This is a genomic window from Achromobacter sp. MYb9 (assembly GCF_002975275.1).
In the GTDB taxonomy this organism is placed as follows: Bacteria; Pseudomonadota; Gammaproteobacteria; order Burkholderiales; family Burkholderiaceae_B; genus Achromobacter.
Map to the genome: position 1 here is coordinate 167,942 of NZ_PCOQ01000005.1, position 12,766 is coordinate 180,707.

General features: G+C 67.1%; 14 protein-coding genes. 6 read left to right on the plus strand and 8 right to left on the minus strand.

Features of this window, described 5'->3' with window-relative positions:
• Window positions 1-66: 66 nt before the first annotated feature.
• Window positions 67-1,923: an NYN domain-containing protein gene (locus CQ050_RS10515; protein WP_105556769.1), complete on the plus strand. Its 1,857-nt coding sequence runs from the start codon at window positions 67-69 to the stop codon at window positions 1,921-1,923.
• 12 nt (window positions 1,924-1,935) lie between these two features.
• Here the strand turns inward: CQ050_RS10515 and CQ050_RS10520 are convergent, their stop codons facing one another.
• Window positions 1,936-2,730, minus strand: a complete 795-nt coding sequence (locus CQ050_RS10520) for a helix-turn-helix domain-containing protein (RefSeq protein WP_199196780.1) — start codon at window positions 2,728-2,730, stop codon at window positions 1,936-1,938.
• 98 nt (window positions 2,731-2,828) lie between these two features.
• On the opposite strand from CQ050_RS10520, the gene CQ050_RS10525 reads away from it, so the two are divergent.
• The 3 genes from CQ050_RS10525 (at window position 2,829) to CQ050_RS10535 (ending at window position 4,045) form a co-directional block, all read left to right on the plus strand.
• The gene (locus tag CQ050_RS10525; protein WP_105556770.1) at window positions 2,829-3,122 is read left to right on the plus strand and encodes a hypothetical protein; all 294 of its coding nucleotides are present in this window, start codon (window positions 2,829-2,831) and stop codon (window positions 3,120-3,122) included.
• 97 nt (window positions 3,123-3,219) lie between these two features.
• Window positions 3,220-3,726, plus strand: a complete 507-nt coding sequence (locus CQ050_RS10530) for a DUF523 domain-containing protein (RefSeq protein WP_105556771.1) — start codon at window positions 3,220-3,222, stop codon at window positions 3,724-3,726.
• On the plus strand, window positions 3,716-4,045 hold the full coding sequence (locus CQ050_RS10535) for a hypothetical protein (RefSeq protein WP_105556772.1): 330 nt from the start codon (window positions 3,716-3,718) through the stop codon (window positions 4,043-4,045). Before CQ050_RS10530 ends, CQ050_RS10535 begins: the two co-directional genes overlap by 11 nt.
• 31 nt (window positions 4,046-4,076) lie before the next feature.
• Here the strand turns inward: CQ050_RS10535 and CQ050_RS10540 are convergent, their stop codons facing one another.
• Together CQ050_RS10540 and CQ050_RS10545 are read right to left on the minus strand one after the other, a co-directional pair.
• Window positions 4,077-5,054 (minus strand): tripartite tricarboxylate transporter substrate binding protein, encoded by a 978-nt coding sequence (locus CQ050_RS10540; RefSeq protein WP_105556896.1) that lies wholly within the window; start codon window positions 5,052-5,054, stop codon window positions 4,077-4,079.
• Between the two features lie 130 nt (window positions 5,055-5,184).
• Complete coding sequence (locus CQ050_RS10545) at window positions 5,185-5,796, minus strand: hypothetical protein (protein ID WP_105556773.1); 612 nt, start codon at window positions 5,794-5,796, stop codon at window positions 5,185-5,187.
• Between the two features lie 471 nt (window positions 5,797-6,267).
• On the opposite strand from CQ050_RS10545, the gene CQ050_RS10550 reads away from it, so the two are divergent.
• Window positions 6,268-6,849, plus strand: a complete 582-nt coding sequence (locus tag CQ050_RS10550; protein ID WP_255410183.1) for a TetR/AcrR family transcriptional regulator — start codon at window positions 6,268-6,270, stop codon at window positions 6,847-6,849.
• A 49-nt stretch (window positions 6,850-6,898) separates the two neighbouring features.
• Here the strand turns inward: CQ050_RS10550 and CQ050_RS10555 are convergent, their stop codons facing one another.
• Together CQ050_RS10555 and CQ050_RS10560 are read right to left on the minus strand one after the other, a co-directional pair.
• Entirely contained in the window at window positions 6,899-7,873 is a 975-nt protein-coding gene (locus CQ050_RS10555) for a tripartite tricarboxylate transporter substrate binding protein (RefSeq protein ID WP_105556775.1), read from the minus strand.
• A gap of 148 nt (window positions 7,874-8,021) precedes the next feature.
• Window positions 8,022-8,417 carry a hypothetical protein gene (locus CQ050_RS10560; protein ID WP_105556776.1) on the minus strand — a complete coding sequence of 132 codons (396 nt, stop codon included), beginning with the start codon at window positions 8,415-8,417 and terminating at the stop codon, window positions 8,022-8,024.
• A 109-nt stretch (window positions 8,418-8,526) separates the two neighbouring features.
• Here CQ050_RS10560 and CQ050_RS10565 point away from each other — a divergent pair, with 109 nt between their 5' ends.
• Window positions 8,527-9,411, plus strand: a complete 885-nt coding sequence (locus CQ050_RS10565; protein WP_105556777.1) for a LysR family transcriptional regulator — start codon at window positions 8,527-8,529, stop codon at window positions 9,409-9,411.
• On the opposite strand, the gene CQ050_RS10570 is transcribed toward CQ050_RS10565, so the two are convergent.
• Genes CQ050_RS10570 through CQ050_RS10580 form a run of 3 tightly spaced genes read right to left on the minus strand, consistent with a single transcriptional unit; the run spans window position 9,408 to window position 12,765 of the window.
• Window positions 9,408-10,802: a M20 family metallopeptidase gene (locus CQ050_RS10570; protein WP_105556778.1), complete on the minus strand. Its 1,395-nt coding sequence runs from the start codon at window positions 10,800-10,802 to the stop codon at window positions 9,408-9,410. The two genes, CQ050_RS10565 and CQ050_RS10570, sit on opposite strands and share 4 nt — an antisense overlap.
• Window positions 10,799-11,779, minus strand: coding sequence for an ABC transporter ATP-binding protein (locus CQ050_RS10575; protein WP_105556779.1), 981 nt, complete (start codon window positions 11,777-11,779; stop codon window positions 10,799-10,801). Before CQ050_RS10575 ends, CQ050_RS10570 begins: the two co-directional genes overlap by 4 nt.
• Complete coding sequence (locus tag CQ050_RS10580; RefSeq protein WP_105556780.1) at window positions 11,776-12,765, minus strand: ABC transporter ATP-binding protein; 990 nt, start codon at window positions 12,763-12,765, stop codon at window positions 11,776-11,778. Before CQ050_RS10580 ends, CQ050_RS10575 begins: the two co-directional genes overlap by 4 nt.
• Window position 12,766: the final 1 nt, after the last annotated feature.

Sequence of the window (12,766 nt, forward strand, 5' to 3'; positions counted from 1 at the left end):
GATATGTATATCATGAGCGGTATCTGGCGGTCAGCCGTTATCGCCGCCGCAGCATTGGAGAACCCCATGAATACCCCCAACGAAAACGTCAGCATGGCGCTTTTCTGCGACTTCGAGAACGTAGCGCTGGGTGTGCGCGACACCAAGTACCAGAAGTTCGACATCCGGCCCGTGCTGGAACGTTTGCTGCTCAAGGGCAGCATCGTGGTCAAGAAGGCCTATTGTGATTGGGAACGCTATAAGGAATTCAAGGCCCCCATGCACGAAGCCAATTTCGAGCTGATCGAGATTCCGCATGTGCGTCAGTCGGGCAAGAATTCGGCCGATATCCGGCTGGTCGTGGACGCGCTGGACTTTTGCTACACCAAGTCGCACGTCAACACGTTCGTGATCATCAGCGGCGATTCCGATTTTTCACCGCTGGTGTCCAAGCTGCGCGAAAACAACAAGAAGGTGATTGGCGTGGGCGTGAAGCAATCCACGTCCGACCTGCTGATCGCCAACTGCGACGAATTCATCTTCTATGACGATCTGGCCCGCGAAGGCCAGCGTACCGCCGACGCGCGGCGCGACACCCGGGGCGGCGCGAATGCCGGCCAGCGCCGGACGCCGGACGAAGAGCGCCGCCGCAAGGAAGAGCTGGAAGCCCGCAAGACCCAGGCCGTGGAAATGGTCGTCGAGACATTCGAAGCGCTGATGGCCGAACGCGGCGACAGCGGCAAGATCTGGGCGTCGGCGCTGAAGGACGCGCTGAAGCGCCGCAAACCGGATTTCAACGAGTCGTACTACGGCTTCCGCGCCTTCGGCAATCTGCTTGACGAGGCGCAGTCGCGCGGCTTTCTGGAAGTCGGCCGTGAAGAGAAGTCCGGCACCTACGTGTATCGCGACAGCGCAGACGGCGCAGACAGCGCCGATAGCGCGCCTGCCGCAGGCCGCGCAGGCCGCAACGGCGGATCGCGATTCGCGCGGGGCCGCCAGGCGGCGGCGCCGGCGGACGCCGATGTCGAGGTCGATGCCGACGACGCGCAAGAGGGCGCGCAAGAGGGCGCGGCGCCCGAGGAAGCCAATCCCCGTCCTTCCCGCAGATCGCGCGGTGGCCGCAAGTCGGGCCGAGGCGCCAGCCAGCATGCCGAGCAGGGCGTTGCCGAAGCCGCCATTGCCGCCACGTCCGACGTGGCATCCGATGAGCCGGTCACGGTGCCCCTGGCGACGCAAGCCGGCGTAGCCATGCCGCCCGCGGCGCCGTCCGGGACCTTTGTTCACGCCGAAAAACAGGCTGAAGCGAACCGGCAGGCCGAAGCGAACAGACAGGCCGAAGCCAACAAACGGGCCGAAGCTGAAAAACAGGCGCAAGCCGATAAGCAAACTGCCGAGGAACTGGCGAAGGAAGCGGCCAAGCTGGAAGCCATGCGCGCGGACGCGTTGGCCCGGGCGCAGGCCCCCAAGCCGGTCCAGGCCTCGCGACTGCCTCCCATGCCCACGCCGTTGCCCCAGGCACGCCAGCCGATTCCGGCCGTGGACATCGCCGAATGGACCTTTGTCGAACCTGCCGTGGAAACCCGCCGCGAGCCCGCCGGGAAGGTGCCCGCCAAGGCAGCGGACCCGTTCGCCGGCGCTCCGGCCAGGACGGTTGAAGAGGCGCCGGCCACCCCGGCGGTCAAGCGCGCCGCCACCCGTAGTCGCAGCGCCACCAAGACGGCTGCGGCCAAGACCGGCGAACGCGAAACGGCCCGGACGTCGAAGGCCGCTGCGGTTGCCGAACCGGCCAAGGCAGGGACGGCGTCCGCGCCGCAAGCTGAAGCGGCTTCCGAGCCCGCCAGCAAGACGGCCACCAAGGCGCCGGCCAAGACGGCCAGCAAGACGGCAGGCAAAACCGCAACGCGCGCGCGCCAGCCGCGCAAGACGGCCGCCTCGGAATCCTGAGGCGCGCTCGGTTCAGATCGCCGGGCCGCGGTAGCGGCCCGGCGTGACGCCTAATTCGCGTTTGAACATGGCGATGAACGCGCTGACGTTGTCGTAGCCCAATTCCAGCGCCACGGTGGTGACCGGTGCGCCGGCGGCCAGCATCTCCTGCGCCCGCATCAGCCGCGCTTGCTGACGCCATGCGCCAAGGGTCATGCCGGTGTCCGCCAGGAAACGGCGCGCCAGCGTCCGCGGCGCCATACCGATCACCTTGGCCCAGGCGTCCAGTTGCCGCGTATCGGACGGTTCGTCCGATAGCGCCAACGCCAGGCGTCGTAACCGGCTATCGCCGGGCAGCACCAGCGCCGTGCCCGCTTGCGGCAAGGTGCGGATTTCTTCCCGGATCAAGGCTTCGATGTGGCGGCGCGCGGTGTCAGGTGCGCCGTCCTCCCACGAGGCGGCGCGGTCCACCGCGGCCACCAGCAGGGCGGAAGCCCGCAGCAGGGTGGGCGACGCCGGCAGGCCGGCGCAGGCGGCCGGACTCAGGTAGGCGCTGTAGCCGGCATACGGGCCATGCGACAGCAGGCCATGCGGCTGATCCGGCGGAATCCAGACGGCATGCAGCGACGGAACCACCCATTGCATGTCCCCCGCGTAGACGGTCAGCAAACCCTGATAGGCGCCCAGCAGTTGCCCTCGCGCATGCCGATGCATGGCCGTGTCGCGCAGTGCGCCGTCCTCGCGGCGGACGGCGATCAGCCGGGGGCCGCGCCGCGACCGCGCTCGTTCGGGCGCAAGCAAGGGCAGGGGGGAAGCCAGGGAAGACATGTGGCAGAAATACCGTATTGATCGTAAGAAACGACGCAGAATTGCCAAGCCGGGACGTCTATCGTAGCGCTTGTGTCCAACACAGTCAGGAGCGACAGATGCAAGCACAAGACGTTTTGCCGGATGGCAGGGATCAAGGAACCTTCAACGGCGTTGCCGTGCGCAAGGGAACGGTGGGCGCCTTTCTGGCGAATGCGCGGGTGTGCCTGGACGCCTCGGCGGCGCCGCAGGCTGTCGCAGCGGCTCGGCGGGATATCCGGGACGCGCTGCCGGCGCTACGCGCGCTGGGCCTGTTCGACATTCTGCAAATCCAGGATGCGGGCCTGCGCGCCTGGGTCCGGGAAGCGGAAGCCGAAAGGAAAGCTGAAGCAGGCCGGCGCCAGGGCGGTTAAGCGCCGGGCAAGCGCGGCCCGGTGGTCTATGATTCCTCGTTTTCCACCTGCGCCGCGGCTTGCCGCCCGCCCTGGGCGTCGTGCCCGTCGGATTTTCATGCAATACGTATTGATCAGTTCCTGCCTGTTGGGCAATCCCGTGCGCTACGACGGACGCGGCGTGCCCCATGGCGATGCCGTGCTGACGCGTTGGCTGGCAGAAGGCCGCGTCGTGCCGGTCTGCCCCGAAGTGGCGGGCGGCATGCCGATTCCCCGGCCGCCTGCAGAGATCGAACCCGGCAGGGCGGCCGCCGCCGTGCTGGACGCGGGGGCGCGGGTCGTGGCGGTGACGGGCGAAGACGTCACGCAGCCCTTCGTGCAGGGCGCGCACGCGGCGCTGGCTGCCGCGCAGGAACACGGCATCCACGTGGCGGTGCTGAAAGAAGGCAGCCCGTCCTGCGGCAGCGGCTATGTGTATGACGGCCATTTCGCGGGCCGGCGCCAGCCGGGCGTCGGCGTGACGGCGGAACTGCTGACCCGAGCGGGCGTACGGGTCTTCAGCGAAAAGCAATGGGCCGAGGCCGCGGCCTGTCTGGCGGCATGGGAGGCGCGGCATGTGGATTAGCGCAGGCGTATTGATGTTGGCGGTGGTGGCTGCGGCCTTCGCCTGGCGCGCGGGCAGGCTTTCCGGACCGTCGGCTGGCGTGGGCGGCGTTCGCCGGTGGCCGGCGCGTATTGCCGCCGCGCTGTTCCTGCCGTTGTCCGCATGCTTCTTCTACGCCTGGTACGCGTTCTACTGGAAGTGGGATTTCAACGAACTGGGCCGCTACTACGACCCCATCGACCAGGTGGTCTACACGTCGTCCGGCTTCGTGTGGGTGGTGCCGGCGGCCTTGCTGCTGGCCGCCGGGCTGCTGTGCGCCTGGCGCGGCTGGCGGCCCTGAATCGGGCTGAACCCGCGCTGCGCCGGGCGGGTCATTCGCTGCGGATATTCGCCGCTTTGACGATCTTGCCGTTGTCGGCATATTCCCGCCGGACCTGTTCCGCGAACTGCTCCACGCTGCCGGGCGACATGATGTTCAACGCATCGGTCAGGGGCTTGCTGATGTCGGGCATGGCGGCCACCTTGTTGATCACCACGTTCATGCGCAGCCGGAAGTCGGCGCTGGAGCTGCCCGGCGCAAAGAAGCCGAAGGTGGACGTCATGTTGGCCATGGGATAACCCAGCTCCGCGAACGTCGGCGTGTCGGGCCTTGCGGGCAGGCGCGCCGGTGACCCTACCGCCAGGAGCTTGAGCTTGCCTTCGTCGATCAGCGTGTTGATGGGGGCAGACGCGTTGACCAGCATCAACGTGAACTGGCCGCCCAGGGCGTCCGGCACCATCTGCGCCATGCCTTTGTACGGGACGTGGGTGATGCGCACCTTGGCCTGGCCGTTGATCTGCTCCAGCATCAGGTGGCCCAGCGACCCGACGCCGGCTGTTGCCAGCGACAGCCCGTCGGGGTCTGCCTTGGCCTGGGTCAGCATGTCCTTGAAATCCTTACCCGTGAATTTCGGCCCGCCCACCAGGTACACCGGCGAATACATGACGGCGGCCACCGGCGCCAGGTCTTTCAACGGCTCGTACAGCGTTTTCATCACGTGGGGCGACAGCGTCACCGGGCTGACGGCGGTAAAGCCCAGGGTGTTCTCGTCGTGCGCGCGCGCCACGGTGTTCATGCCGATCATGCCGCCCGCGCCGCCACGGTTTTCAACGACGGCAGGCCGGCCGAGTTCGACGGCAAGCTTCTGTGCGAAAGCGCGCGCGGTATTGTCGACGATGCCGCCCGCGCCATAGGGCACCACAATGGTCAGCGCGGGCGACTTGGCGTCGGGCTGGGCGTGTACCGCGAATGAGGCGGCGCAGATGGCGCTGAATGCGCACAGGCCGGCGAACCGCTTGAACTTGAGCATGGCTTCCCCTTGATGCCCGGCGCCGCATTGGACGGCCGTGCGTTCCGGCGGCCGTCCAATGCGGCGCGCCGGCATGCAGTGTGTGCAGGCCGGCGCGTTGGGGCAATCGGGAATATCCGGGGTTGCGGCGTCAGTTGGCGCGGTAGCCGCGGCTGGTCATGCAGGAATCCAGGGCGCTGTTGTAGGAATCCACCATGATCTGCGTGGTCCATTGCGAGATGGTGGCCGGGTCGTAGCCGCTTTGGTTCATGGCCCAGCGTTGGCAATCGGCCGTGGCGTTCGCCTGCGCCTGATTGACCTTCGGCGCGGCCTCGTACTCCACCGGCGCGTATTGCGGTTGGGGCTGAGGTTGCGCATAGGCGACGGGGGGCGCGGCATAGACCGGCGGCGTGTCGTAGACCGGTTCGGCATACACGGGAGGGCTGGTATAGCCGACGCCGGGCGAAGCGTAGACGCCCGTCTGCGCATAGGTCGGGCCCGAGTCCGCCGCCAGCAGCAAGCCGACCGCCGCCAGCGCGAATGCGCCACCCACCCACCATCCGGCCGAACTGCTGCCGCCGCCACCATGGTGGCGATATCCGTCGCCGCCGTGATAACCGCCGTGGTAATTGCCGCCGCCATAGCCGCCGTGGCCGCCACCGTAGCCGCCTCCCCAACCGCCGCGTCCGCCCGCCATCGCGGGCGCGCTTGCCATGGCAAGCGCCAACGCCGCGACGAGCATCCGGCCTGTAAACCGTTTCATGATCGTGCTCCTGAACGCCTTGCGCAGGCACATTGCATGGCGCAAAGCGATACCGTTACTTTACTGCCGCGAATGCCCTAAAAGTTGTTGCAAAAGCTACGGGCATTTCAACTCGCTTCAGCGCATGTTGCAGGAACGCGACCCGCCGGCGACAACGGGGGCGGCCCATTTGTCGCCAAATTGCGACGATGCATTGTTCAACGTTTCGTAAGTCACGTAACCGGTCCGTGGGACGGTTTCGTTTCAGAAAACGGACTCCCCACCGTGCCGCCTGCCGGATCGGCCGTGCGGGGCGAACGGCGCCCACCGCAACAAGCGTAACGATCGTGATTTCACGCTGCCGGGCGGGCCGGTGAAACAGTGGCGGAAAGCCATGAACGGTAGTACTTTCTCGCGATGATTACGGCACGACCCACTTCTTTATCGCAAGACAAGCGTCTCACGAAAGGTGAACGCACACGGTTACAGCTTCTGGAGGTTGCTGCGGCGGAGTTCGCCGAGCGCGGATTCCAGCAGACACGGATCAGCGACATCGTCGCCCGCGCCGGCGTGACCCAGCCCGTCTTTTATCAATACTTCCCAAGCAAGCAAGCCGCCTATGATGAATTGGTGGGCATGTTCGCGCAGCGCTTGCGGCAAGCCATCAGCCAGGCGCGCTTGCCTGCCGAACTGGACGGCTCGGAACTGGCGGACCGCATCCGCCGAGGCGTCCGCGCGCTGCTTGCCATCTTGCAGGAAGACCCCAACCTGACCCGCATCGGCTTTTTCCAGGTGGCGGCAGCCGAAGCGCTGAAGGACGAATTGGTGGCGATGATCGCCGACAACGTCCGCGCCGAGCAGCAGGCAGGCCTGTTTCGGACGACGATCCCGGCGGACTGGTTCGCGCAGTCGCTGATGGGCATCATCGAACGCTTCACGCGCCAAATGCCAGACGCCGCGCAGCAGCAGGCCTTGGCGGCGTTCATCACCGACTTGTTGCTGGACGGCATACGGGGACCCGACCCCGGCCCGGATTGTCGCCCCGACCGGCAGCCGCCACGTCAAGCCTCCTAGCCGGAGGCTTTTTTTTGCCTGGGCCGTGCCCAGGCAAAAAGCGCTCGTGTTATTCGACCCGCGCCCCGGATGCCGCCACCAGCTTGCCGGCTGCCTCCCAGTCGGCCTTCAGCAGTTCCTGGAACTGTTCGGGGCTCTTGGCGCCGGTTTCGACACCCAGGGATGCCAGGCGCGCCTGCACCTTGGGGTCGGCCAGCACCTTGTTCACCGCCGCGTTGATCTTGTCGCGTTCGGCCGACGGCAGCCCGGCCGGCGCCAACAAGCCCAGCCAGGAATCGAAGGCATAGCCCGGCAAGCCGCTTTCGGCGACGGTGGGCAGGTCGGGTGCGAAACGCGAACGGGTCTTGCCGGTGTAGGCCAGGAAGGTCACGCGCGGGTCCTGGCGGTAGGCCGTGACGCCGATGGTGGCCGCCGTGACCGCCTGGACGCGGCCGGCCAGCAATTCCGTGACGGCATCGCCCGTGGATTTCATGGGAATGTGCTGCATCTGCGCGCCGGCGGCGGCCAGGAACGACGCCATGCCCAGATGGGAGGCGCTGCCGTTGCCGGCCGAGGCATAGTCGTATGCGCCGGGCTTGGCTTTGATGGCCTGGATGAACTCGGCCGGGTTCTTCACGTTCAAGCTGGCGGACGCCAGGATGATGTAGCCGGTGTTGCCCAGATAGGCCACGCCGGTGAAGTCCTTATAGGGATCGTAGCTGAGGTTCTTGTACAGATAGCCGGCGATGTGATGGCTGGCCGCGGCCAGCACCAGCGTGTTGCCGTCCGGCGCGGCGCGGGCGACTTGCGACGTACCCACGGTGCCGCCCGCGCCTGCGCGGTTTTCCACCACGATGGACGCGTTCAGCGCCTGGCCTAGCTCGTCGCCGATGGCGCGGGCGATGGTGTCCTGGACGGCGCCGGTGCCGTAAGGGACGACGATGCGCACGACGCGTTGCTGGGCTTGGGCGAGGCCGATGCCGGCGACGGCCAGCGTCAGGGCAAGCAGGGTGCTGCGGCGTACCGCGAGAAATCGGAAGGGCATGAAGGCGGCTCGTATCGAAGGCGCGCATCGGCGGAATGCCGACGCGACGGGACGGCGTTGGACTCTAATGATTCCCGCCGCTTGCGCCAACGATTTATTCCCCGCTTGCATATAGCCGCAGGGGATATGGCGAACCGGGCCGCGCGCTTCAGGCCCAGGTCTCGTGCAGATGCGCCCAGAGCGGCGGGCCGTCGGCGCCGGCGATGAACAGGACGGTGGCGCGCCGCTGCGTCGCGCCATTACGCCAGGCGTGCCGTTCGCGGTAGCTCAGCAGCACCGAGGCGGCGTCCGCGTGCCGTACTGCCATCTCATCGATGCCGATCTTCAAGCCGGGGCGCGCACCGCGCAGGCCGGCGAACAAGGCCGGCAGCGCGTCACCGGCCAAGCGCTGGCCATCGGTCGTGATCATGGTGAAGCCAGGCGCGAAGCCGGACAGCAGTTCCGCCAAGGCGTCGTCGGGTGCATCGGGCTGGCCGATCCATTGCTCGATCAAGGCGTGAGCGTCAAGCGTCAGACGCAGGCAGGTGGCGGGCAGATCGGTCATAACTGGCTTCATCGGCGAAAGGGAGGGCCATTCTAGGTGGCGTGTGGTGCCGAAAAAAGACCCTATTGGCAGATATACTGTTCGTGTTTTTTTGACAATGAGGCGCGCCATGATCAACCTGAATCGTCTGTCGATGTTTGTCGCGGTCGTGGAAGCTGGCTCGTTCACGGCGGCGGCCGACACATTGGGCGTCACCAAGGCGGTGGTCAGTTTCAATCTCAAGCAGTTGGAACGAGAGCTGGGCGTGGCGCTGCTGACCCGCAGCACCCGGCGGCTGGCGCTGACCGAGGCAGGCGAAGGCTTCTATGCCGAATGCGCGCGTCTGCTGCGCGAGGCCGAGGCGGCCGTGGACCAGGCGCGGTCGGGGCAGGCCACCCTGTCGGGCAGTTTGCGCGTGACCGCCACGGTGGACTATGGCAACCGGATCGTTGCGCCGGCGTTGGCGGCTTTTGCTCGCCGCCATCCGGCGCTGCGCGTCAGCTATCAGGCCAGCTCCGCGCACGCCGACCTGATCGGCGACCGGCTGGATCTGGCGATCCGCGTGGGCGCCCTGGCGGATTCGAGTTACCGCGCAACGCCGATCGGTGAATTCAAGCTGCTGTTGGTGGCCAGCCCCGCCTTGCTGGCGGCTCATGGCGCGCCGCGCACGCCGCAGGCTCTGGCCGCGATGCCGTGGCTGGCGAACCGTCCTGGCCGCAGCGGCCATTGGCGCCTGACGGACGGCAAGGGCCGCGAGCACGCGCTGCGCGTCGCGCCCGTTGCGCATGCCGACACGGCATCGGCGCTGCTGGCATTTGCCGAGGCGGGCTGCGGCGTGGCCGCGTTGCCCGACTGGCTGCTGGAAGAACCCCTGGCGCGCGGCGTGGTGCAGCGGGTGTTGCCGTCGTACTCGCTGCCGCCGCAACCGGTGTTCGCGGTCTATCCCGACACCCGCCACATCAGCGCCAAGGTCCGGCGCTTCATTGATTTCCTGCGTGCGCCCGAACGGCCTTAGCGTGCCACGGCGGGGGTGCCGCCGGCGCCCAGATCCCAGTACAAGCCCGTCATCAAGCCCAGCGCCTGCCGAAGCAATTCCGGCGGCAGGTGTTCATTGGGCGCGTGCTGCGAGCAGCCGGGATACGAATGCGGCACCCAGATCGTGCGCAGGCCCAGCACATCCGTGAAGATGTCATTGGGCAGCGAGCCGCCCAGGTTGGGCAGCAGGGCGGTCTTTTCGCCGGACGTGCGTTCCAGCGAATTCACCGCCCATTGCACCCAGTCGTCGTCCGGGTCGATACGGGTCGCGCAGAACATGGATTCTCGCGTGAGCGAGATCTTCACCATCGGGAAACCCTGGCGGTCCAGATGCCGGCGCAACGCCGGAATCAGGTCGTCCGGGTTCACGCCCACCACGAAGCGCAGCTGGCAGCGAGCCCATGCTCTTGGCGGGATGGCGTTGACGGGCGTGTCCGGGTTGCCGGTCTTGTAGGCCAGCACCTCGAAAGAACACCAGCCGAACACGCGTTCGGCCGGCGACAGCCCCGGCTCGCCCCATTCCGGTTCGATCTCGGGCCCGTCCGCGCCGCCGTCCACCTGGCAATCGGCCAGCGCCCGGCGCACGGCGGCCGGCAGTTCGGCCGGCACCCATTCGGGGATGCGGATCTGGCCCGTGGGCGAGACGATCGTGGCGATGGCGTGCGCCAGCTGGATGCCCGGGTTGGAGATCAGCCCGCCCCAGTTGCCGGAATGGTGGCCGCCGGCGCGCGCGTCGATGCTCAGGTCGAAGTTCAGGCTGCCGCGCGCGCCCAGGAAAATGGTGGGCCGCCTGGCCGCCAGGCGCGGGCCGTCGGAAGCAATCAGCAGGTCGGCGGCCAGCATGTCGCGATGTTCGGCGCACAGTTCCCGCAGGCCCATCGAGCCGGTCTCTTCGCCCATCTCGATCAGGTACTTGGCGTTGAAGCCAAGCTTGCCGCGGGTTTCCAGCACCAGCCGCAGGGCCTCCATATTGATGGTGTGCTGGCCTTTGTTGTCGGCGATGCCGCGGCCATACCAGCGGCCTTCGGCTTCGGTCAGCGCCCAGGGCGACAGGCCGTCCTTCCATTCCTTTTCCAGACCGCGGATGACGTCGCCGTGTCCATAGCCCAGCACGGTGGGCAGGGCGGGGTCTTCGATGCGTTCGGCATACAGAAAGGGGGCCAGCGCCTTGGGATGGGTCAGCGTGCGGCAGGTGAAGCCCAGGGCTTCGAACGCGGGGCGGATCTCGGATTCCAGATAGTCGGCCAGCACCGCCGCGCGGTCCGGGTTCTGGCTTTCCGTGGGCAGCGCCAGCCGGCGCGCCAGCAGCGCGCGGAAGGCGCCCGAATCAAAACAGTGTTCCGCTTGGGCGATGGCTTGCTCACGGGTCATGATGGTCGGGCTCCGTCGGGATGAGAGGAAGAAGTCGGGTACAGGTGGCAGGCCACCACGGATTCGTCGCGCAACGCCAATGCCGGCCGGTCGGTCTTGCATTGCGCCATCGCGGACTGGCAGCGTGGATGGAAGGGGCAGCCTGGCGGCGGATGCAAGGGGTCGGGAAAAGACAGGCCCAACCCCATGTCGGGGATGCCCAGGCCCGGCTCCGGCGTCAGCACCGAGGCCAGCAGCGCCTGCGTGTAAGGATGGCGGGGGGCGTGAAACAACTGCGCGGTGGGCGAAGATTCCACGACGCGTCCCAGGTACATCACGGCGACGTGCGTGGCGATGTGCTCCACCACCGCCAGGTTGTGGCTGATGAAGACATAGGTCAGGTTGAATTCGCGCCGCAGGTCCATCAGCAGGTTCATGATCTGCGCCTGCACCGAGACGTCCAGCGCCGAAGTGGGTTCGTCGCAGATGACGATCTCGGGGTGCATGACCAGCGCGCGGGCGATGGCCACGCGTTGCCGCTGCCCGCCCGACAGCTGACCCGGCGTGTTGTGCGCCAGGCGCGCGGGCAACCCCACGCGTTCCAGCATCTCGATGGCCTTATGCAGCTTGGGGTTGGGGATGCCGTGCACTTCCAGGGGCAGCGACACGATGGATGCGATGGACCGGCGCGGGTTCAAGGACGAGTACGGGTCCTGGAAAATCGGCTGCACGCGGCGCGCCAGCGCGCGGCGGTCCATTTGGCGGATATCCTGGCCGTCCAGCTTGATCACGCCCTCGGTGGGGGGCGTCAAGCCCAGCAGCATGCGGGCCAGCGTGGATTTACCGCAGCCGGATTCGCCCACGATGCCCAGCACCGCGCCCCGTTCGACGGCCAGGTCCACGCCATTGACGGCATGCAGCGTGCTGCGCGGCTTGAACATGCCCGCGCGGATCGAAAACTGCCGGCTGACGGCATCGGCTTGCAAGAGCGCGCTCATGCCGGGACTCCTTCTTCTTGGCGGATGCAGCGCCATTGCTGTTCGGGCGGGCGGCCATGAACGGGGATCGTGTCGCGGCACTGCGCTTGCGCGTGGCGGCAGCGGTCGGCGAAAGCGCAGCCGCGCAGGTCGCCCACCAGTGACGGCACGACGCCGGGGATGGTGCCCAGCGATTCGCCGGGCGGCGTGCGTCCGGGCACGGGGATACAGCCCAGCAGTCCCTGGGTATAGGGATGGCGTGGCGTGGCGAAGATGCTTTCAACCGGACCTTCCTCGACGATCTGGCCTGCATACATCACGGCGACCTGCCGCGCGATGCGCGCCACCACGCCCAGGTCGTGGGTAATCAGCACCATGGCGATGCCCAGTTCCGCCTGCAAGTCCGCCAGAAGGCGCAGGATCTGCGCCTGGATGGTGACGTCCAGTGCGGTGCTGGGTTCATCGGCGATAAGCAGTTCGGGGCCGCACATCAGCGCCATCGCAATCATCACGCGCTGACGCAGGCCGCCCGACAACTGGTGTGGGTACTGCGTCAGCCGCTGTCCGGCGGACGCAATACCGACTTTCTCCAGCAGTTCAACGGCACGGTCGCGTGCCTGCTGCTTGCTGGCATGGCGGTGGTGGATGTAGTGCTCGGTCAGTTGTTCACCGATGGCGTAGGCGGGATTCAAAGCCGTCATCGGCTCCTGGAAGATCATCGCCATCTTGCTGCCGCGCAGGGCGTTGATGCGGCGGCCGCGCGCGGCGGACAGGTCTTCTCCCAGCACCGACAGCCGGCGCGTGCTGCGCGTGGCGGCCTTGGGCAGCAAGCCCATGATGGCCAGCGACGTCATCGACTTGCCGCAGCCCGATTCGCCCACCAGGCATAGCGTTTCGCCGCGCCGAACCTGAAAGGACACATCACGCACCGCATGCAGCGGGCCGCGTGGCGTGGCGATGTCGACGGTCAGCCCTTGCACGTCCAGGACGATTTCCTTGTCGTTCATG

What these genes read in the sequence shown, in the direction of transcription:
- CQ050_RS10545 (WP_105556773.1), bottom strand. Translation starts at nt 5,796, where the DNA reads ATGAAACGGTTTACAGGCCGGATGCTCGTCGCGGCGTTGGCGCTTGCC.
- CQ050_RS10560 (WP_105556776.1), bottom strand. Translation starts at nt 8,417, where the DNA reads ATGACCGATCTGCCCGCCACCTGCCTGCGTCTGACGCTTGACGCTCAC.
- CQ050_RS10525 (WP_105556770.1), top strand. Translation starts at nt 2,829, where the DNA reads ATGCAAGCACAAGACGTTTTGCCGGATGGCAGGGATCAAGGAACCTTC.
- CQ050_RS10540 (WP_105556896.1), bottom strand. Translation starts at nt 5,054, where the DNA reads ATGCTCAAGTTCAAGCGGTTCGCCGGCCTGTGCGCATTCAGCGCCATC.
- CQ050_RS10570 (WP_105556778.1), bottom strand. Translation starts at nt 10,802, where the DNA reads ATGACCCGTGAGCAAGCCATCGCCCAAGCGGAACACTGTTTTGATTCG.
- CQ050_RS10565 (WP_105556777.1), top strand. Translation starts at nt 8,527, where the DNA reads ATGATCAACCTGAATCGTCTGTCGATGTTTGTCGCGGTCGTGGAAGCT.
- CQ050_RS10575 (WP_105556779.1), bottom strand. Translation starts at nt 11,779, where the DNA reads ATGAGCGCGCTCTTGCAAGCCGATGCCGTCAGCCGGCAGTTTTCGATC.
- CQ050_RS10515 (WP_105556769.1), top strand. Translation starts at nt 67, where the DNA reads ATGAATACCCCCAACGAAAACGTCAGCATGGCGCTTTTCTGCGACTTC.
- CQ050_RS10535 (WP_105556772.1), top strand. Translation starts at nt 3,716, where the DNA reads ATGTGGATTAGCGCAGGCGTATTGATGTTGGCGGTGGTGGCTGCGGCC.
- CQ050_RS10530 (WP_105556771.1), top strand. Translation starts at nt 3,220, where the DNA reads ATGCAATACGTATTGATCAGTTCCTGCCTGTTGGGCAATCCCGTGCGC.
- CQ050_RS10555 (WP_105556775.1), bottom strand. Translation starts at nt 7,873, where the DNA reads ATGCCCTTCCGATTTCTCGCGGTACGCCGCAGCACCCTGCTTGCCCTG.
- CQ050_RS10520 (WP_199196780.1), bottom strand. Translation starts at nt 2,730, where the DNA reads ATGTCTTCCCTGGCTTCCCCCCTGCCCTTGCTTGCGCCCGAACGAGCG.
- CQ050_RS10580 (WP_105556780.1), bottom strand. Translation starts at nt 12,765, where the DNA reads ATGAACGACAAGGAAATCGTCCTGGACGTGCAAGGGCTGACCGTCGAC.